Below are 19800 nucleotides of genomic sequence, written 5' to 3' on the forward strand. Positions count from 1 at the left end.
GCGGCGCGGCGAGCCGCTCACGTCAGGCGCGCCCGATGACCCGGTACACGACGTCGCCCCAGACCTCGGGCGAGCTCACGCGACGGCCGTCGATGAAGGCGCGCACGCCCGGCAGGTCGGCCGGGCCGATGCCGCGGTACTCGGCGTGGTCGGCCTGCACGATCACGGCGTCGACCGGCTCGCCGAGGTGGTACGGCGCGAAGTCGTAGCCGGCGAGCTCCTCGTCGGTGTACATCGGGTCGTGCACGAGCACCTCGGCACCGCGGGCGCGCAGGGCCGCCACGGTGTCGAAGACGCCCGAGAAGGCCGTCTCCTTCACGCCGCCGCGGTACGCGGCGCCGAGCACGGCCACGCGGGCGCCGGTCAGGTCGCCGAACGCGCCCTCGAGCATGCCGACCGCGTAGTCGGGCATGCCGAGGTTCGCCTCGCGCGCGGCGCGGACGACGGTGGCGTCGGGGTCGTTCCAGAGGTAGAGGCGCGGGTAGACGGGGATGCAGTGGCCGCCGACGGCGATGCCGGGCTGGTGGATGTGGCTGTACGGCTGCGAGTTCGAGGCCTCGATCACCTTGTAGACGTCGATGCCGGACTTCTGCGCGAACCGGGCGAACTGGTTCGCGAGCCCGATGTTGACGTCCCGGTACGTCGTCTCGGCGAGCTTCGCGAGCTCGGACGCCTCCGCGGAGCCGAGGTCCCAGACGCCGTTCGGCCGGGGGAGGTCGCTTCGCTCGTCGAAGTCGAGCACCGACTCGTAGAACTCGACCGCCTTCGCCGCGCCCGCCTCGGAGAGACCGCCGACGAGCTTGGGGTACTTGCGGAGGTCGGCGAAGACGCGACCGGTGAGCACGCGCTCGGGCGAGAACACGAGGTGGAAGTCCTCGCCCTCCTTCAGCCCGCTCGTCTCCTCGAGGAGCGGCTTCCAGCGGTCGCGGGTCGTGCCGACGGGCAGCGTCGTCTCGTATGCGACGAGGGTACCGGGCGTGAGGTGCTCGCCGAGGGAACGGGTGGCGGCGTCCATCCAGCCGAAGTCGGGGCGGGCCTCGGCGTCGACGAAGAGCGGCACGACGAGCACGACCGCGTCGGCACCGGGCACGGCGTCGGCGTAGTCGGTGGTCGCGCGGAGGCGGCCGGCCGGCACGAGCTCCGACAGCCGCTCCTGCAGCTCGGCCTCGCCGGGGAAGGGCTCGACGCCCGCGTTCACGAGCTCGACGGTGCGCGGGTTGACGTCGACGCCGACGACGTCGTGGCCCTTCGAGGCGAACTGCACCGCGAGGGGGAGTCCGATCTTGCCGAGGGCGATGACGGCGATCTTCACAGGGGAGCTCCTTATCGGATGATGCGTGCTCAGTCGCACGCGGTGATCTGGTACAGCGCCGCATCGCCGTGGCGCGCGACCTGCTCGAGGAACCTGGACTCATCGAGATCGTTGAGCCCAGCGTACTTGGGAGTGTCGCCGTACCCGTCGATCACGTAGCGGTCGCCGAAGTCGATGACGTACGTGATGTCGAGGTCGTCGAGCACGGGGCACAGCTCATCGGCGTCCGCGGCGAGGCGGTCGCCGACCGACAGCCGCTCGTCGCCCCACGAGCCGTTGATGTGCGGGAAGAGCACCTCGCGTCCGGTGTAGGCGTATGCCAGGGACGCGCCGCTCCACGGGTTGCCGGCCACCATCTCGCCCTCGGGGACGATGCGCTCGATCTCGTCGAAGACGGCGACCTCGTCGGGGGAGAGGATCGCGGACTTCTCGTCGAACCGGTAGGCCACCTCGCTGAGGAACGGGACCTGGGTGTTCAGCGTGCGCACCTGGCTGCCGGCGACCAGCACGGCGAAGACGCCGATGACGACGACGCGACGCGCGACGGTCGAATCGCGGAACCGGGTGGAGCCGAGCCCGCGCAGGCACCGGTCGACGACGAGCGACGCACCGAAGGCCGCGAGCGGGATGCCGACGACGGCGAGCATGCTCGCGACGCGGGTGGTGTCGTTGTACCAGATCCCGACGATGAATGTCCGGACGGCGGCGACCGTGAGCGCGGCGGAGACGATGTAGAAGGCGACCGACACGGCGTACGAGCCGACCACCCAGTACCGGCGGCGGAGCAGCTCTCCGACGATGCCGACGATCACGAGCACGGCGAGCACGACCGCGATCGGCCGGCTCACCGGAGCCATCCAGAGCACGTCGCCGGTCGCGGCCTGCACCGACTCGAACGGCTCCCACCTGGTGTCGGTCGGTCGTGCGCGGCTCCAGAGCACCGCTGCGCCGGCGACGTACGCGAGGCCGACCGCCACGACGAGCAGGCGCGTGCGGAGCGACGTCGCGCCCCGGAACCCGGCGATCAGCGCCGAGGCGAGCGGCGGGGCGGCGAGGGCGATCAGGGCGAAGAGCGCGTTCGGATGCGCGAGGGTCAGGCCGAGCACGGTGAGCGCGAGCAGCGGCCACCCGACGGCGGGCCCGATGCCGGGGGCTTCGGTGCGACCGAGCAGGACGACGAGGAGCGCGAGCGCGATCGGCACGGCAGCCATGCCCAGCAGGTTGGGGAACAGCACGCCCCACGAGAGCATCCCGAGCGGGAACATCGCGAACCCCGCCGAGAACGCGCCCCCGAACGCGACGGCGATGGGGCGCTTCGGCCACAGCACGCTCACGAGGTACATCACGGCGATCGGCCACAGCACGGCGACCACCGCGATCGTGAACGCGTTGGTGGCGGCGATGACCTGCCCGCCCGCGACGGGGACGACGAGGGCGACCATCGCGTGCCAGACCGTCGGGTAGAAGCTCGACGCCCGGCCGGGCACCGACATCGTCATGTCGAGCGGCGAGGCCATCCCGGTCTGGGCGATGAACTGCACGGCGTTGTAGTGGAAGACCGCGTCGAACAGCTGGTTCGGGTGCTCGGGCGCACCGATCGAGGGGATGAGCGCGGCGAGGAGCAGTCCGCCGCCGAGGATGCCGCCGACCGTCGCCGGGAGGAGCAGGCGAGCGCCGTCACCGCTCGGCTTCGCGGGCGCGAAGCGACGGCGGATGAGGAATGCGACGAGCGTGATGAGCGCGGAGACCGCGATGAGCGGGAGGTAGCCCCACGGGATCCCCGCCCATCCGGTGAGCACCGACGTGAGGGCGACGACGCCGATCGACGCACCGGCGCCGAGGGCGGGCAGGGCGAGCCCCCGGGCACCGCAGGCCCAGGCGATCGGGAGACCGGGAAGGAGCAGGAGCAGGGTCCCGACGAGAATCGCAGGAACCAGCTCGAGCCAGGTCATGCCTCGTCGCCGCTCTCCACCGCGACGCCGGCACGGATCGCGGGCGCGAGCCGGTTCTCGAACATGCTGAGGGCCGAGCCGATCGCCATGTGCATGTCGAGGTACTGGTACGTGCCGAGACGGCCGCCGAAGAGCACGTTCGACTCGCGCTTCGCGTCGCCCCGGTACTTGAGCAGCCGCTCGCGGTCGCTCGTGGTGTTGACGGGGTAGTACGGCTCGTCGCCGGTCTCCGCGAAGCGGGAGAACTCGCGCATGATGACCGTCTTGTCGGTCGGGTAGTCCCGCTCGGGGTGGAAGTGGCGGAACTCGTGGATGCGCGTGTACGGGACGTCGGCGTCGGGGTAGTTCATGACGCTCGTGCCCTGGAAGTCGCCGACCTGCAGCACCTCGCGCTCGAAGTCGAGGGTGCGCCACGAGAGGTGACCCTCGGAGTAGTCGAAGTAGCGGTCGACGGGGCCGGTGTAGACGACCGGGACGTTGCCGACCGTGTTGCCCTTCGAGAACGGCTGCGTCTCGTCGAAGAAGTCGGTGTCGAGGCGGACGTCGATGTTCGGGTGGTCGGCCATGCGCTCGAGCCAGGCCGTGTAGCCGTCGACCGGCAGGCCCTCGTGCGTGTCGTTGAAGTAGCGGTTGTCGTACGTGTAGCGGACCGGGAGCCGCGAGATCACCTCGGCGGGCAGCTCGCTCGGGTCGGTCTGCCACTGCTTCGCGGTGTAGTGCTTGATGAACGCCTCGTAGAGCGGGCGGCCGATGAGCTGGATGCCCTTGTCGTTGAGGTTCTGGGGGTCGGTGCCCGCGAGCTCGCCCGCCTGCTCGCGGATGAGCGCGCGCGCCTCGTCGGGGCCGTACGCCGAACGGAAGAACTGGTTGATCGTGCCGAGGTTGATCGGCATCGGGTACACCTCGCCGTTGTGGCGGGTGTAGACGCGGTGCACGTAGTCGGTGAACTTCGTGAAGCGGTTGACGTACTCCCACACCCGCTCGTTCGAGGTGTGGAAGAGGTGCGCGCCGTACTGGTGCACCTCGATGCCCGTCTCCGCGTCGTCCGCGCTGTAGGCGTTGCCGCCGATGTGTGGCCTGCGGTCGATGACGGTGACCTTGAGTCCGAGCTCCCGGGCGGCGCGCTCCGCGATGGTGAGCCCGAAGAAGCCGGATCCGACGACGAGCAGGTCAGTGTTCATGAATGGCGTGTCCTCTCAAAACAACACTCAAGGGTACCCGACCGCGACCGGGCATCCACCGGGGCGCCGCCGGCCCGTCTTCAGGGGCGGCCGGCCGTCGCGTAGACCTCGTCGTAGGCTGCGAGGCGGGCGGCGTCGCCGAACCGGTCGCCGAGCGTGGCGGCGATCTCGTCGGCCGTCATTCCGCGCGTGCGGGCCACGACGTGCTCGATCGCGTCGGCGTAGTCGGCCGGGCTCTCGCCGGTCACGAGTTCGCCGACCGCTGGGTCGACGAACTCGCGCTGCCCGCCGACGGCGCCCGTGACGACGGGCCGGCCGTGCGCGATCGCCTCCGCGATCGCGACGCCGAAGGTCTCGCCCGCGGTCGGCAGCACGAACAGGTCGGATGCGTCGAGCCGAGCGCCGACCGCATCGGGAGCCACCGCGCCGGCCAGTCGCACGTGCTCGGCGACGCCGAGCTCGGCGGCGAGGGTCGCGACCGGATCGGCGAGCGGGCCGGCGCCCACCCACTCGAGCTCGGCGTCGACGCCGCGCCCGCGCAGTTCGGCCAGCGCGCGCACGGCGAGGAGCGGGCGCTTGACGTCGGTCAGGCCGCCGACGGCGATGAGCCGGAGCGGACCCTCGACGGAACGGCGCGGGACGAGCGCGGCGGGGCCGTCGACGGCGTTCGGGATCACGACGACCGGCCCGCGGCGGCCGAGGCGGCGGACGAGCTCGGCGAGATGCCCGCTCACGGTCACGACCACGGCGGGGCGCTCGAAGAGGCGGCGGCGCAGGGCGCGGCTGCGCCGTGCCGACGCGGTCGACCCGAACGAACCGGCGACCGCGGAGGAGTGCTCGGTGTGCACCCACGGCACGCCGCTGCGGCCAGCGAGCGTCATCGGCCAGAGCGAGGTGGCCGCGTGGGAGTGGACGATGTCGGCCCGTTCGCGCAGGGCGCGCAGCCGACGGGAGGCCCGCCACCATTCGCGCGGATCCGCGGGGGCCATCGGGATGCGCACCACCTCGACCCCGTCGCGTTCGACGACGTCGGGGCCGTCGTCCCGGTGGCCGGGCGCCACGAGGTGCGCGACCGTCACGTCGTGCTCGCCCCGCAGCATCCGGACGTCGCGCTCGACGAACGCGCCCGTGTACGGACCGGTCTCGTTCGGATACCAGGGCGTGACGACGAGCACCCTCACGCCCGGCTCGCCTCCAGCACCGCATCCGCGGCCGCCGCACCCACCGAGGCGAGCGAGGCGTTCGCCTCGACCCAGGCCGCGCGCTCGGCGCGCGTGGCCGCGGTCGCGCCCGAGCCCCATTCGTCGATCGCCGCGATCATGGCCGCGGCGATGTCGTCGGCCCGGTAGTCGACGGCGCGGCCGAGCCGGTGGTCGCGCACGAGTGCCGCGCCCGATCCGGTGCCGGCGAAGATGACGGGCGTGCCGCACGCGGCCGCCGCGTACGTCTTCGTGGGACGTGCGAAGTCGTAGCCGATGCCGGGAACGATGCTCACGAGCGCGCCCGCCGCGCCGCGGATCCACTCGGCGGCCTCGGTCGGCGGCACGACGCCGCCGAGCAGCACGGCCTCGGGGGCGAGGCGGGCGGCCGTCGCCCGGATGGCGGGCTCCGAGGCGCCCTGGCCGAAGAAGCGCAGCCGGGTGCCGGGGTGGCGCTCGAGCACCGCCGGCATCGCCTCGACGAAGCGCTCGGCGCCCTGCCACTCCGACATCGTGCCGGTGTAGACGAAGTAGGGGTGCTCGTCGGACCTGGCCGGCCCGTCGGGCGAGAACATCGTGGTGTCGACGCCGTTGCCCACGGTCGCGATGCGCGCACGGTCGACGCCGAAGCCGGTCAGCCGGTCGGTCACCTCGTCCGAGATCGAGAGGACGCAGGCCGCGCGCCGCATGACGTGCCCCTCGACGGCCCGCATCGCGCCGATGACGAAGCGCGGGGCGCCCATCGCGATGACGCCGTCCGTCCAGATGTCGGCGGCGTAGTAGGCGTAGGGCTTCCGCCGGAGCCGGCTCACGATCGAGACGACGAGGCCCGTCGTCGGCGGCGCCTCGGCGACCGCGAGGTCGAAGCGGGCGAACAGGATGCGGAAGAACAGCGGGATGTCGAAGCTCAGGTACTGCACGTAGCCGCGGACGTTGCCGCCGCGATCGCGCAGCACCGGGAATCGGGAGACCTCGAGCCCGGGTTCGTCGAGGCTCGTCTCGGGAGCCGTCGGCGGCGCCGTCGTCGTGACGACGCGGACGCGGTGCCCGCGACGCAGGAAACCCTGGGCGAGCGCCCGGAGGCGGAACGCGCCGGCGCTCACCTCGGGGGCGAAGAGCCGCGACGCGATGAGGACGCGACGAGCTTCGGCCATGGTTCAGTCGGCGCCGAGCTCGATCGACCGCCCGGTGCGGGCGGAGTCGACGACGGCCTCGGCGACGCGGAGCGTCGCGAGCCCCTCGCGCATCGTGACGGTGTTCGCCGACTTGCCGAGGATCGCGTCGCGGAACGCCTCGTGCTCGCTTCGCAGCGGCTCGCGCTTCGAGAGGGCGAACCTCGTCATCGATCCCTCGGCGACGCCGCGGAAGGCGGCCATCGACTCCCACTCGGTCGCCTGCGTCCCGTTCTCGAAGAACGTGAGGTCGGCGCTGATGGTGTCGGCGACGAAGGCGCCGCGCTCACCGGTGACGACGGTGATGCGCTCCTTCATGGGGGAGAGCCAGTTCACGAGGTGGTTCGTGATCGCGCCGTTCGAGAGCACGCCCGTGGCCGAGACCATGTCCTCGTGGGGGCGGCCGCTGCGCGTCGTCGTGCGGGCCGCGATCGCCGTGTACGGCGACTGCGCGAGCCAGGCGGTGAGGTCGATGTCGTGGGTGCCGAGGTCCTTCACGACTCCGACGTCGGCGATGCGCGCCGGGAAGGGGCCCTGGCGGCGGGTCGCGATCTGGTAGAGGTCGCCCAGTTCGCCCTCGGCGAGACGTCGGCGCAGGTCCTGCAGGGCGGGGTTGAAGCGCTCGATGTGCCCGACGGCGCCGACGAGGCCGGCCCGTTCGAACGCGTCGGCGACCCGCTCGCCCGCGTCGCTGTCGCTCGCGATCGGCTTCTCGACCAGGGTGTGCACGCCCGCGGCGGCGAGTTCGAGCGCGACCGCCTCGTGGAAACCGGTCGGCACGGCGACGACGGCCGCGTCGATGCGCTGGTCGATCAGCGCATCGACCGTCGGCAGCACGGGCAGGCCGCCCGCGACGCCGTGGGGGTCGCCCTGGGCGTCGGCGGCCGCGACGAGCTCGACGCCGTCGACCTCGCGGGTCACGCGCACGTGGTGGCGGCCCATCATGCCGAGGCCGATGACGCCGATGCGGAGGTCGGCCATCACGCACCCGCCTTCGCGAGGGCGTTGACCGCCTCGACGATGCGGTCGAGGTCGCCCTGGCCGAGCGAGGGGTGCACCGGCAGCGAGAGCACCTCGCGGGCGGCGCGCTCGGTCTCGGGGAGGTCGAGCTCGAGGCCGAACGACGGCAGGCGGTGGTTGGGGATCGGGTAGTACACGCCCGACCCGACCCGGTACTCGTCGCGCAGCGCCGAGGCGAAGCCGTCGCGGTCCTCGGGCACGCGGATCGTGTACTGGTGGTAGACGTGGGTGGCGCCGGCCGCGACCGGCGGGGTGACGACGCCCTCGAGGTTGGCATCGAGGAAGGCGGCGTTGCGCTGCCGGTCGGCCGTCCAGCCGAGGACCTTCGTGAGCTGCACCCGACCGATCGCGGCGTGCAGGTTCGTCATGCGGGCGTTGAAGCCGACGAGCTCGTTCTCGTACTGGCGCTCCATGCCCTGGTTGCGGAGCAGCCGCAGCCGTCGCTCGACCTGGGAGTTGCCGGTCGAGACCATGCCGCCCTCGCCGCTCGTCATGTTCTTCGTGGGGTAGAGGCTGAACATCGCGAAGCGGCCGAAGGTGCCGACGCGACGGCCGTCGACCTCGGCGCCGTGGGCCTGCGCGGCGTCCTCGAAGAGGGCGAGGCCCCGCTCGTCGGCGAGCGCGCCGAGCGACGCGACGTCGGCCGGGTGGCCGTAGAGGTGCACGGGCATGATGCCGACGGTGCGGTCGGTGATGCGGGCGGCCACGTCGGCGGCGTCGAGTCCGAAGTGGTCGGGCTCGATGTCGGCGAAGACCGGGGTGGCGCCGGTGAGCGCCACCGAGTTGGCCGTCGCGGCGAAGGTGAACGAGGGCACGATGACCTCGTCGCCGGGGCCGACGCCCGAGGCGAGGAGCCCGAGGTGCAGGCCGGACGTGCCCGAGTTCACCGCGACCGACGCCCGGCCGTCGAGCAGCACCTGCGAGAACTCCTGCTCGAACGAGGCCACCTCGGCGCCCTGCGCCAGCATCCCCGAGGCGAGCACGGCGTCGACCGCCGCGCGCTCCTCGTCGCCGATGATCGGTCGTGCCGCGGGAATGAAGTCGGTCATCACTCAGCCTCTCGCAGAGTCTCGTTGTCTTCGATGTAGTGCTCGCCGGTCTCGGGGCAGACCCAGTGCTCGCCCGTTCGGACGAGCGGGACCCCGGCCTTGCCGACCCAGCGGATGCGCTTGGCGGGCACGCCGGCCACGAGCGCGAAGTCGGGGACGTCCTTCGTGACCACGGCGCCGGCCGCGACCGTGGCCCAGCGGCCGACGGTCACGGGGGCCACGCAGACCGCTCGGGCGCCGATCGATGCGCCGTCGCCGATCGTGACGCCGACCGGCGTCCAGTCGTGGGCGCTCTTGAGTGCGCCGTCGGGGCTGATCGCGCGCGGGTAGGTGTCGTTCGTCAGGACCACGGCCGGGCCGATGAACACGCCGTCTCCGAGGGACGCGGGCTCGTACACGAGCGCGTAGTTCTGCACCTTGCAGTTGTCGCCCATCACGACGCCCGTGCCGATGTACGCGCCGCGGCCGATGATGCAGTTCTCGCCGAGCTGCGCCTCCTCGCGCACCTGGGCGAGGTGCCACACCTTGCTGCCCTCGCCGATCCGGGCGTCGGGGGACACGTCGGCGCTCGGGGCGATCGTGGTCACGTGGGAGGTCCTTTCAAACGGGCTCATGGACGCGACGGTCGCTGAGGCGTGCCTGATTCGTCTCCGGAGGAGTCGCGGTCGGCCTCGAGCCGCTCCAATCTTAGCGACAGCAGCGCCGAGTGTTCGGCGAGGGTGCGGGTCTTGTCCTCGAGCTCCGTGAGCTCCGCGCTGTGCTGGAGGTTCACGAGGAACAGGATGACGATGCTGAAGAAGAACGCGAGATTGCTCGGCAGGCCGAAGCCGAGCCACGACGCGACCGAGGTGAGCATCGCGGGGAAGATCGCGACGACGAGCGCGAGGATCGCCGCCACGAACCACCAGATCGCGTGCCGCTCCCGGAGACGTCGCCGACGCAGCAGCTCGACGACGGCGAATAGGGCGATCGCCGCGGCGACGATGCCCAGCACGTAGGTGGCGGTGCTCATGAGGCGTCTCCTTCGGGGACGGTCACCCGCGGGCGCATGAGGGCGAAGACGAGGGCGATGCACGCGCGGCCGAGGTAGACGGTCGACTTCCACGCGTTGTGGGAGGGCGTGCCCGCGAGGCGCGGCCGCATGGCGACGGGGATCTGCGTCACGCGCAGCCCGGCCTTCTGCGCGATGACGAGCGCTTCGACGGTGTCGCCGAGGTACTCGGCCGGGTAGTGCTCCGCGAACAGCGCGATCGCGCGCCGTCCGTTCGCCTTGAGCCCGCTCGTGGCGTCGGTCAGCCGCACCCGGCCGATGGCGCTCACGACGCCGGCGAGCATGACCATCGCCCAGCGGCGCGGGCCCCGGGCGCTGTACTCGCCGGTGCCCGCGAAGCGGGCGCCGATCACGATGTCGGCGTCGGCCGCCGCGGCGACGAGGTCGGGCACGCAACGCGGATCGTGCTGGCCGTCGGCGTCGATCTGCACCACGAGGTCGTAGCCCTCGTTGCGCGCGTAGGCGAACCCGGCGCGCATCGCCCCGCCGACCCCGAGGTTGAACGGGAGATCGAGCACGGCGACGCCGGTCGCCCGCGCGGCGGCGCTCGTGGCGTCGGAGGACCCGTCGTTCACGACGAGGCAGTCGATGCCCGGGAGCACCTCGCCGATCTCGCGCACGACCTGGCCGACCGCCTGCTCCTCGTTGAAGGCGGGTACCACGACGAGTACCCGGGGGGAGCGTTGGGGCATGTAGGGGATCCTAGCAATCGGGGGCGCACGGCCCGTTTCGGCGAGCGCCTGCGCGCGGCCGCGCGGTCACGCCCGCGCGAGCAGTTCGCGGACCACGCGCTCGGCGGCGTGCCCGTCGCCGTACGGCGTCTCGCTCGTCGGGGCGGGCGCGGGCCGCGTGACACCCGCGGCGATCTCGTCGGCGGTGTTCGCGAGCACGTTCCACCCGAGGTCGACGGTCTCGACCCACTCGGTCTCGGTGCGCACGGTCGTGCACGGCACGCCGAGCAGGAACGCCTCCTTCTGGAGGCCGCCCGAGTCGGTGACGACCCCGGCGCTCGCGGTGACCGCGGCGACGAGGTCGGGGTAGGCGAGGGGAGAGTGCTGGACGAGCGAACCCCGGCTGAGGCTGATGTCGTGGGCGGCCGCCTTCGCAGCCACGCGCGGGTGCGCGAGCAGCACGACGGGCTTGTCGAGCCCGGCGAGGCCGGCGGCGATCTGCTCGAGGCGCGCCGGGTCGTCGGTGTTCTCGGCGCGGTGGATGGTCGCGACGTAGTAGCCGCCCCGGGCGAGGTCGAGCTGCTCGGCGAGCACCGAGGGCGAACCGGCGACGCGGTCGCGGATCTCGTAGAGCACGTCGGTCATGACGTCGCCGACGAGCACGGTGCGGTCGGCGAGGCCCTCGCCCGCGAGGTGGTCGACGGCCACCTGCGTCGGTGCGAGCAGCAGATCGGCGGCGTGGTCGGTGAGCACGCGGTTGTGCTCCTCGGGCATGCGTCGGTTGAACGAGCGCAGGCCCGCCTCGAGGTGGGCGACGGGCAGGTGCAGCTTCACGGCGCTGAGCGCCGCCGCCACCGTCGAGTTCGTGTCGCCGTAGACGAGCACCCAGTCGGGCGCGTGCTCGTCGAAGACGCCGTCGAGCGCGCCGAGCATGGCACCGGTCTGTACGCCGTGCGAGCCCGAGCCGACGCCGAGGTGAACCTGCGGCGCACCGATGCCGAGGTCTTCGAAGAAGACGTCGGAGAGCATCGGGTCGTAGTGCTGGCCGGTGTGCACGATCACGTGGTCGACCGAGGCGGCGAGCGCCGCACGGTGGATCGGTGCGAGCTTGACGAACTGGGGGCGCGCGCCGACGACGCTGACGATTCTCACGGGCATCGAGTCTAACCGCTGCGATCGGTCGCGATCACGGCGCTCAGCGCACCACGTCGCCGAGGGCGGCGATGCGCGGGTCGAGCTGGCGGCGGCGCTCGTACTGCGAGGCCCACGCCTGCGCCGCGGCGCGCTGCTCCGGCGACTGGGATGCCGCGAGCTCCGCGGTCTCCACGAGCGCGCGGGCGACGTCGTCGACCGCGAGCGACCGCGCGCCGACCCAGGCCGGCGAGCCCTCGAGCACCTGCGTCGCGGCGTTCCCGGGATCGTGCACCGAGACGATCGGCAGGCCGGTCGCCGCGTATTCGTAGACCTTGCCGCTCGTGACGTAGCGGCCGGTGCCGAGCGCGAGCACGAGCGCGTCGAGCTCCCGGTAGGTGCGCCCGATCTCCGACTTGCCGACGGGGCCGCGGTACGCGACGCCGTGGTCGCGGGCGGCCTCGATCGCGGTCGAGAGCCGCGCCGACGACTCGCTGAAGTGGCCGAGGTAGCCGAAAAGCTCGAGGCGGGCGCCGGCGAGCGGGGCGGCCGTGCGGGCCTGCTCCCATGCCGCGAGCAGCACGTCGATGTGGACCTGGTCGGTGATCGTGCCGATGTACCCGAAGACGAGCCCCGACTCCCGGCCCTCGCGCACCGGCACGGCGAGCGGTTCGCCGTACGACTCGTAGCCGTTCGCGACGACGTGCATGCGGTCGGCCGAGGCGGGGAACCGTTCGGCGTGCCACTCGCGGATCGGCTCGTTGACGAACCAGATCTCGGCCGCCCCGGCGAGCAGGGCGCGCTGCCGGCGGTCGACGCCGGGCACCCACGACTGCAGGTCGGCCCCAGAGAACACGTCGAGCGTCCACGCGTCGCGGTAGTCCATGACGTAGGGGACGCCGTGGCGGCGGTGCAGGTACCAGCCGGTCGCGAAGTCGACGTTCGGGTTCGCCGTGCCGACGGCGAGGTCGACCGGCTTGCGCGCGTGCACCGCCTCGGCGGCGCGCTCGAGCGCGGGGCGCCAGCGGCCGTAGCCGGGCTCGGGGAATCCGACGAGGTCGCGCCAGCGGTCGGCCACGCGCCACAGTTCGGGATGCCGCGCGCGAGTGCGGCTCCACCTCGAGAGGTCGTTCTGGAAGGCGGGGATGTCGGGTTCGATGCGCACGACCTCGACGCCGGGCGCGATCTTCTCCTCGAGCGTCGGATCGATGCCGGTCGAGCCCTCGAACAGGCCTCGGGGCACGGTGAGCACCGTGACGTCCCATCCGGCGTCGGCGAAGGCGTTGACGGTCGCGAGCGCGCGGTAGACGCCGCCGGCGCGGCTGGGCGGGAAGCTCCAGGCGGTGTACAGCAGGTGCGGGCGGCGGGCGGTCATCGTGCCCCCTCCGAGATCGCGGCCCGCGCCGCGGGGAAGCCGTGCACGACGCGCCGGCCGGGTCGGCCCGGGGTGCGTCGTGCCGCCTGCCAGGCGGCGTAGATGCCGTCGCGCTCGCCGGCGACCACGAGGTCGGCGTCGCGCACGGCCTCGGCGACCTCGGCGCGTCGGCGGACCGCGCCCCAGAAGGTCCGGCCGTGGTCGAGCGGCGAGATCCGGTGCAGGTTCCGTCCGAGTGCGCTCCGGCTCATCCGCGGCCAGGTCGTCGCGCCCCGGCGGGCGGTCCAGCTCGTGCGGGCCACGGCGATGTCGTCGCCGGTGGCGGTGCCGTCGGTCCAGCGGATGACGGTGAGGCGGGAGCCCTCGGGCAGCGCGGCGACGGTGGCGTCGTCGAGGACGCCGCTCGGGGCGAAGACCACCATGTTCGTCATGCGAGCCCCGCCAGTCGGGCCTGCACGCCGAACTCGGGCTCCGCGGCGACCACCTCGGAGAAGCTGCCGCGGGTACGGATCCGTCCGCCGCTCATGAACCATACCTCGTCGTTGTCCTTGATGGTCGAGAGCCGGTGGGCGACCGAGATCACGGTCACCTCGCCGTGGAGTTCGGCGATCGCCTGGGAGACATCCGCCTCGGTCTTGGTGTCGAGTGCGCTCGTCGCCTCGTCCATGACGAGCACGAGCGGATCGCCGTAGAGCGCCCGCGCGATGCCGAGGCGCTGGCGCTGGCCGCCGGACAGCGCGACGCCGCGGTCGCCGATGCGACCGTCGATGCCGCCCGTGCGCGACTCGACGAGGTCGAGCAGCTGTGCGCGGCGGAGCGCGGTGCGCACGCGATCCGGGTCGATGTCGTCGCCCCAGGAGAGGGCGACGTTCTGCGCGACCGACCCGTCGAAGAGCGCGACGTCCTGGGGGACGTAGCCCACCCTCGATCGCCACGCCTGAAGGACGTCGGCGAGCTGCTGGTCGCCGAGCGTGATCGTTCCCTCGGTGGGCGTGAGGAGCCCGAGCAGCAGGTCGATGAGGGTCGACTTGCCCGCGCCCGAGGAGCCGACGATGCCGATCGTCGAGCCGATCGGGAGGTCGGCGCTGAGCGCGTGCACGGCCGGTTCCTCGGAGCCCGGGTAGGTGAAGCTCACGTCGCGCAGGTGCACCGCGGTGGGTTCGCCGACGATCGGGTCGTGCCCGATCGTCTCGACGTTCGCGACGTAGCTCTGGGCGGCCGTGACGTCGCGGATGACGGCCTCGACGTGCGGCGAGTTCGACGTGAGGACCGTCATGAGGCTCTGGAAGCTCGTGAGCGAGGGAACGAGACGGAGTCCGGCCACGCCGAACAGCGCGAGTGCGCTGATCGCCGCGGGCATTCCGCCGGCCACGTACGCGATGCCGCCGACGAGCACGAACCCGCCGATGAGGGCCGCGTCGAGCACGAAGCGCGGCACTGCGCCGATGAAGTTGATGTTCGCGCGGGCGCGTGCGGTGATCTGCCGGTTCTCGTGGACCACGCGCGCGACGTCGGTCGACTTGCCGCGGAGCGTGATCTCCTTCATCGCGCCCATCATGTCGGTGAGGAGGGTCGCCACCCGGAACGAGTAGTCGCGGTTGACGCGGCCCGCCTGCACCGACTTCTTGGACAGCACCGAGTAGAGCAGGAAGGCGATCAGGCCGAAGTACACGACCGTGATGAGCGCGGTCAGGGGCTGCACGAATACGATGACCGCCATGACGACGATCGCCGTGATGATGAGCGTCGGCAGCTGCATGAACGGGAGGAGGAACCCGCTCGTCACGTTGGCGATGCCGACGTCGGCGAGACGGATGAGCTCCGCCCGGTTGCGCTGGATCCGCTCGGTCCACGGCGCGTGGATGTACGCGTCGAACAGCCGGTCGCCGATCTCGAGTTCGAACGCCGCCATGCGCCTGGTCGCGATCCACTGGAACGAGACCGCGAGGATCGACTTCAGGATGATGAGCGCCGAGACGGCGATCAGGATCCACACGTAGCCGTCCTGGTCGACCGACCCGATGACGGGCAGGGTCACGGCGCTGCCGGCCACCATCGACGCGAGCGACACGGCGAGCAGCATGAGCGCCGCGATGTCGAGCACCGCGAGCAGCGAGGTCGCCACCATGTAGAAGCGGATGTACTGCTGGGCCCGGCCCGGCAGGTGCGGGACGATGCTCCGGAAGGTCTTCATGATGTGCTTCATGCGGCACTCCGATCGGCCAGGGCGTCGATCGCCTGCTTCCATTTCGCGACCTCGGCGTCGGCCGCGAGCTCGCGCGCGTGCTCGTGGGCGGCGAGCCGCATCGCCGTGACGTCGTCGGCACCGAGCGACTCGACGGTCTCGGCGATCGCCGCCGGGGTGAAGTCGCGGGTGACCGTGCCGATGCCGTACTGCTCGACGACCCGAACCATCTCGGGCGACGGCCCGATGATCGTCGCGAGCCGCGCCTGCACGAAGTCGAAGAGCTTGTTCGGCAGGGTCCACTGGTAGTTGAACGTCGAGAACGGCAGCACGAATATGCCGGCGTCGTACTCGGCGAGCGTCGCGACGAGCTGTTCGTACGGGACGGGATCGTGCACCGTGATGCGTCCGTGGCTCGCCCGGGCGCGCCCGCGCAGCTCGTCGAGGTAACCCGGGTCGTTCGGGGTGAGGTAGAGGTCGAGCGTCGCCCCGTTCTCGGCGGCGAGCACGCCGTCCAGCATGAGGTCGAGGTGGCGCGCCCGCATGGCGCCGCCCGAGTGCACGAGTCGCAGCGGCAGCGTCGTCGGGGCGGGCGCGGGGACGTCGCGGAACGGGGTGGCGTTCGTCACGACGGTCGGCCGGAATCCGAACATGCGCTCGTACTCGGCCGCGATGCCCTCGCCGACCGTCGACCACGACGAGGCACGGCGGACGTAGCGACGGCACTGCCACTCGACGTAGGGCCGGATCCGCTTGTTCCAGAGCGGGAGGTTCTCCTTCACGCGGGGGTGGTACTCGTGCAGGTCGGCGTGGACGCCGAGCTTCGGCCGCAGGTCGAGCGCGAGCGGCACCGCGTCGACCTCGTTCGCGAGGACGATGTCGTAGGCGCCGCGCTCGAGGTGCCCCTTCGCCCACTTCACGGCGGAGGTCGACCAGTACGCGCGACGGTACAGGTGGGCGGTGATGAGCCGGCCGTTCAGGTCGTTCGCGCGCAGGCCGTCGGGGATCCGGATGTGGCGCACGACCCCCTCGGGCGCCTCGCCGTGTCCGCACGTGGTGACGTCGTAGCGGTCGGCGAAGAGCCGCACCTGCTTGAGCACGCGCGCGTCCTGCTCGATTCGGGAGAAGGAGAGGATCAGGAGGGACGGTCGCCCGCTCATCCGCGGGTGCCTGGGATCGACATGCCTTCGATCGTACCGGGGGCGCTCCCGGGAGTTGACCGAGCGGGCCGGTCAGGCCGGGGCGACCCCGAGGAACGGCGCGAGCGCCGCGGCCGACCGGCGACCGTCGTGGACGGCGGCGACGAACGCCGGACCGGCGGCCGCGACCTCCCGGTAGTGGGCGGGGCGCTCCCGGATGTCTCGGAGGACGTGCTCGAGCGTCGCCGCCGTGGTCTCGACGATCGGCAGATCCAGTCCGGTCTCGCGACGGACGGCGTCGCGGACGAATCCGGACACGTGCGAGACCACGAGGCGCCCGGCGGCCATCGCCTCGCACGCGGCGACGCCGTAGATGCCGAGCGTGAACTGGTCGATCACGATGTCGGCGCCGTGCACGATCGGGGGCATCCGCTCGGCGGGCGTGCGCTCGATGGCGCGGTACTCGACGACCCCGGCTTCTGAGAGGCGATGCAGCACGGGCTCGGCGAGGTCGGTGCCCTTCAGCCCGGCGTGGCTCGGCGCGTGGATCGCCACCGGCCGGTCGCCGGCGAACAGTTCCCGATCCGTCGTCCAGCGCTCGAGGTCGACGACGACGGGCAGCCAGGTCGCGCGGGGGCGGTCGAGCAGGAGGTCGGGCGTCGAGACGAACTCCGGTCCGTCGAGTTCGTCGAGGACGCGTGCGCTGCGCTCGGCGCCCGCCTGCAGCCGGCGGGTGAGCTCGCTCCCAGCGTCGTGGAAGGGGGAATCGGGCTCGTGCTCGCGGTGGCGGCTCGGCAGTCGGATGTCGCTGCCGTGGCAGAGGGAGGCGACGGCGACGCCGGCGCGGGCGAGCGCGGCCGCCTCGGCGATGACGTCACCGCCGAACCGCCGTCCGAAGATCGGGCGCTGCGACTCGACGATGACGTGCGAGAAGCCGGCCGCGACGGCGGTGAACTGGCCTCTGCCCCACCGATCCGAGTGGGCGACGACGGCGCTCGGCACGGTCGAGTCGGCGGGGTAGCCGAGGTCGCGAGCGCCGCGGACCTGCATGTCGACGGCGCCGACGCCCGGGAGCCGCTCGGCCGCCCTCGCCCACGCCCAGCCCTGGCCGGCCGAGTTCACCGGGGCGACGTAGAGGCGCACGGCGGCCTCGGGCGGGGTGACCGGCGGCGGGACGTCGGCGGCCCGGTAGGCGACGCGCGACGGGAACCAGCGCAACCGGAACGACTCGGGCAGACGCTGGAACGCCCGGTTCGCGGCACCGCGGAGGGTCGGCCGTCGGCGTTCGGCTCCGGTCTGGCTCACTGCTGCTCCAAGGGGTCGGATGTCGCGGGATCGCCGTTCGGCGCGCTGACGAGCCTAGTCCGGGCCCGGTGGTGGAAGCCCGGGTCGGTCGCTAGGGTGGACCCCACGGATCCCTGCGTCCGCACAGTTCCACCGGCCCGAACCCGGCGCCGCCGCGGGGGTGCGCCCGAAGGTGGTGCCGCAGTGAAGCAGCTCGCGATCGCAATCCTCGCCGGTGCGTTGGCCGGACTCGTCGGCCTCTCGCCGGCGCACGCCGACCCCGGCTCGGACCCCGCCAGCCCGGCGACCGAGGCGGCGGAGTACGCCGAGCACGTCGCCGGCCAGGCGGCCGGCGCCGACGACCCCGTTCCGGGCGACGAGGCCGCCGAGGCCGACGCCGAGGCGCGCACCGAACTCGATCGGGCGCTCGCCGAGGCATCCGGTTCTGCGACGACGTCCGCGACCGCGGCGACCGGCTTCACCGCGGGCAACCTCATCGCCGACGCCAACTTCTACAACGGCAACGCGATGAGCGAGTCCGCGATCCAGTCGTTCCTCGTGAAGATGGGCGCGGGGTGCACGAGCAGTTCGTGCCTCGCGAACTACCGGGAGACGACGCAGAACATCGACTGGAGCTACGGCGGCTGCACCGACTACGTCGGCGCGACGAACGAGTCGGCGGCCCGCATCATCTACAAGGTGCAGAAGGCGTGCAAGCTCAGCGCCCGCGTCATCCTCGTCACGCTGCAGAAGGAGCAGTCCCTGCTCACGAACCGCGCCCCCAGCGCGGCGACGCTCGCGAAGGCGATGGGCTACGGATGCCCCGACGAGGGCGCGTGCGATCCCGAGTACGCCGGGTTCTTCGAGCAGGTCGCGTTCGCGTCGCGGCAGCTGACCTACTACGGCACCGAGGGCAGCTCGTTCACCTATCTCAAGGTGGGCCAGTGGAACCCGATCGACTACCACCCCGACGACGCGTGCGGACGATCGAACGTCGCCATCGCCAACCGGGCCACGGCGGCGCTCTACTACTACACGCCGTTCCAGCCGAACGCCGCGGCGATCAAGAACCTCTACGGCGCCGGCGACGCCTGCTCGTCGTACGGCAACCGCAACTTCTGGCGCATGTACACCGACTGGTTCGGCGACCCCCGGGGCGGCGCGGCGATGAAGGTCGCGCGCCTGCAGGGCGCCGACCGCTATGCGACCGCAGCCGCGATCTCCAAGGCGTCGTATCCGACGCCCGGCGTGCCTGTGGTCTACGTCGCCGCGGGCCTGCAGTTCGCCGACGCGCTCGCCGCCGCGCCCGCCGCCGCCCACCAGGGCGGACCGCTGCTGCTCTCGGCGACGTCGTACCTGCCCGAGTCGACGCGCGCGGAACTCGTGCGGCTCGCGCCGGAGCGGATCGTGATCGTCGGCGGCACCGGCGCGATCAACGGGTCGGTCGCCACCGCGCTCGCAAAGGTGGCCACGGCGAAGCGGATCGGCGGCACCGACCGCTACGACACGTCGCGGCGCATCACCGCCGACGCGTTCGGCGCGGCGGACGTCGCGTACATCGCCACCGGCCGCGACTTCCCCGACGGCCTGAGCGCGGGTGCGGCGGCCGGGGCCATCGACGTCCCCGTCGTGCTCGTCGACGGCAAGGCGCGCACGGCCGGAACGGCGACGGTGTCGCTCCTGAAGCAGCTCGGCGTCGACCAGGTGCGCATCGCCGGAGGCACCGGGGCGGTCTCGTCCGGTGTGCAGTCGAACCTCGCGGCCTCGTTCGCCGTGAAGCGTTACTCGGGCTCCGATCGCTACTCGACGAGCGCGGCGGTGAACTCGATCTTCCGGACGACGGCGAACGCGTACCTGGCCACGGGGGCGGCGTTCCCCGACGCGCTGTCGGGCGCCGCGGCCGCGGGTGCCGCGGGAGACCCGCTGCTCCTGTCCCAGCAGGGCTGCGTGCCTCCGGTGATCCGCACCGCGATCTTCGCGAAGGGCGCGACCTCGATCACGCTGCTCGGCGGCACGGGAGCACTCGGCGATCGCGTCGCCAAGCTAGTGTCGTGTTGAGTCGCCGGTTCGGGGGCGGTT

Annotated in this window: 17 protein-coding genes; 1 reads left to right on the top strand and 16 read right to left on the bottom strand. The window is 72.3% G+C overall.

Annotated elements, in window-relative coordinates; translation table 11 throughout:
- Positions 1 to 22: 22 nt before the first annotated feature.
- From AC3RJ7_RS10565 to AC3RJ7_RS10640, 16 genes are all read right to left on the bottom strand, one after another.
- The gene (locus tag AC3RJ7_RS10565) at positions 23 to 1312 is read right to left on the bottom strand and encodes a nucleotide sugar dehydrogenase (protein ID WP_491455791.1); all 1290 of its coding nucleotides are present in this window, start codon (positions 1310 to 1312) and stop codon (positions 23 to 25) included.
- A gap of 29 nt (positions 1313 to 1341) precedes the next feature.
- Positions 1342 to 3264 carry a DUF6541 family protein gene (locus AC3RJ7_RS10570; RefSeq protein ID WP_491455792.1) on the bottom strand — a complete coding sequence of 641 codons (1923 nt, stop codon included), beginning with the start codon at positions 3262 to 3264 and terminating at the stop codon, positions 1342 to 1344.
- Complete coding sequence (glf, locus tag AC3RJ7_RS10575) at positions 3261 to 4445, bottom strand: UDP-galactopyranose mutase (protein ID WP_491455793.1); 1185 nt, start codon at positions 4443 to 4445, stop codon at positions 3261 to 3263. Before glf ends, AC3RJ7_RS10570 begins: the two co-directional genes overlap by 4 nt.
- 80 nt (positions 4446 to 4525) lie before the next feature.
- A complete protein-coding gene (locus AC3RJ7_RS10580; RefSeq protein ID WP_491455794.1) occupies positions 4526 to 5626 on the bottom strand; it encodes a glycosyltransferase in 1101 nt (366 codons plus the stop codon).
- On the bottom strand, positions 5623 to 6798 hold the full coding sequence (locus AC3RJ7_RS10585) for a glycosyltransferase family 4 protein (RefSeq protein WP_491455795.1): 1176 nt from the start codon (positions 6796 to 6798) through the stop codon (positions 5623 to 5625). Before AC3RJ7_RS10585 ends, AC3RJ7_RS10580 begins: the two co-directional genes overlap by 4 nt.
- A gap of 3 nt (positions 6799 to 6801) precedes the next feature.
- The gene (locus AC3RJ7_RS10590) at positions 6802 to 7797 is read right to left on the bottom strand and encodes a Gfo/Idh/MocA family oxidoreductase (RefSeq protein ID WP_491455796.1); all 996 of its coding nucleotides are present in this window, start codon (positions 7795 to 7797) and stop codon (positions 6802 to 6804) included.
- Positions 7797 to 8885, bottom strand: coding sequence for a DegT/DnrJ/EryC1/StrS family aminotransferase (locus AC3RJ7_RS10595; RefSeq protein WP_491455797.1), 1089 nt, complete (start codon positions 8883 to 8885; stop codon positions 7797 to 7799). The genes AC3RJ7_RS10590 and AC3RJ7_RS10595 overlap by 1 nt, the downstream gene beginning before the upstream one ends.
- On the bottom strand, positions 8885 to 9472 hold the full coding sequence (locus AC3RJ7_RS10600) for an acyltransferase (protein WP_491455798.1): 588 nt from the start codon (positions 9470 to 9472) through the stop codon (positions 8885 to 8887). The genes AC3RJ7_RS10595 and AC3RJ7_RS10600 overlap by 1 nt, the downstream gene beginning before the upstream one ends.
- Before the next feature lie 23 nt (positions 9473 to 9495).
- Positions 9496 to 9897: a DUF2304 domain-containing protein gene (locus AC3RJ7_RS10605; protein ID WP_491455799.1), complete on the bottom strand. Its 402-nt coding sequence runs from the start codon at positions 9895 to 9897 to the stop codon at positions 9496 to 9498.
- Entirely contained in the window at positions 9894 to 10628 is a 735-nt protein-coding gene (locus tag AC3RJ7_RS10610) for a glycosyltransferase family 2 protein (protein ID WP_491455800.1), read from the bottom strand. Before AC3RJ7_RS10610 ends, AC3RJ7_RS10605 begins: the two co-directional genes overlap by 4 nt.
- A 66-nt stretch (positions 10629 to 10694) precedes the next feature.
- Complete coding sequence (gene wecB, locus AC3RJ7_RS10615; protein WP_491455801.1) at positions 10695 to 11759, bottom strand: non-hydrolyzing UDP-N-acetylglucosamine 2-epimerase; 1065 nt, start codon at positions 11757 to 11759, stop codon at positions 10695 to 10697.
- 43 nt (positions 11760 to 11802) lie between these two features.
- A complete protein-coding gene (locus AC3RJ7_RS10620) occupies positions 11803 to 13113 on the bottom strand; it encodes a glycosyltransferase (RefSeq protein ID WP_491455802.1) in 1311 nt (436 codons plus the stop codon).
- Complete coding sequence (locus AC3RJ7_RS10625) at positions 13110 to 13544, bottom strand: hypothetical protein (protein ID WP_491455803.1); 435 nt, start codon at positions 13542 to 13544, stop codon at positions 13110 to 13112. Before AC3RJ7_RS10625 ends, AC3RJ7_RS10620 begins: the two co-directional genes overlap by 4 nt.
- Positions 13541 to 15319, bottom strand: a complete 1779-nt coding sequence (locus AC3RJ7_RS10630; protein ID WP_491455804.1) for an ABC transporter ATP-binding protein — start codon at positions 15317 to 15319, stop codon at positions 13541 to 13543. Before AC3RJ7_RS10630 ends, AC3RJ7_RS10625 begins: the two co-directional genes overlap by 4 nt.
- A complete protein-coding gene (locus tag AC3RJ7_RS10635) occupies positions 15316 to 16458 on the bottom strand; it encodes a glycosyltransferase family protein (RefSeq protein ID WP_491455805.1) in 1143 nt (380 codons plus the stop codon). The genes AC3RJ7_RS10630 and AC3RJ7_RS10635 overlap by 4 nt, the downstream gene beginning before the upstream one ends.
- 72 nt (positions 16459 to 16530) lie before the next feature.
- Positions 16531 to 17742 (bottom strand): hypothetical protein, encoded by a 1212-nt coding sequence (locus tag AC3RJ7_RS10640; protein WP_491455806.1) that lies wholly within the window; start codon positions 17740 to 17742, stop codon positions 16531 to 16533.
- 183 nt (positions 17743 to 17925) lie between these two features.
- Between AC3RJ7_RS10640 and AC3RJ7_RS10645 the strand changes: the two genes are divergently transcribed.
- Positions 17926 to 19779, top strand: a complete 1854-nt coding sequence (locus tag AC3RJ7_RS10645; protein WP_491455807.1) for a cell wall-binding repeat-containing protein — start codon at positions 17926 to 17928, stop codon at positions 19777 to 19779.
- Positions 19780 to 19800 lie beyond the last annotated feature (21 nt).

Source organism: Agromyces solani, from assembly GCF_058349925.1.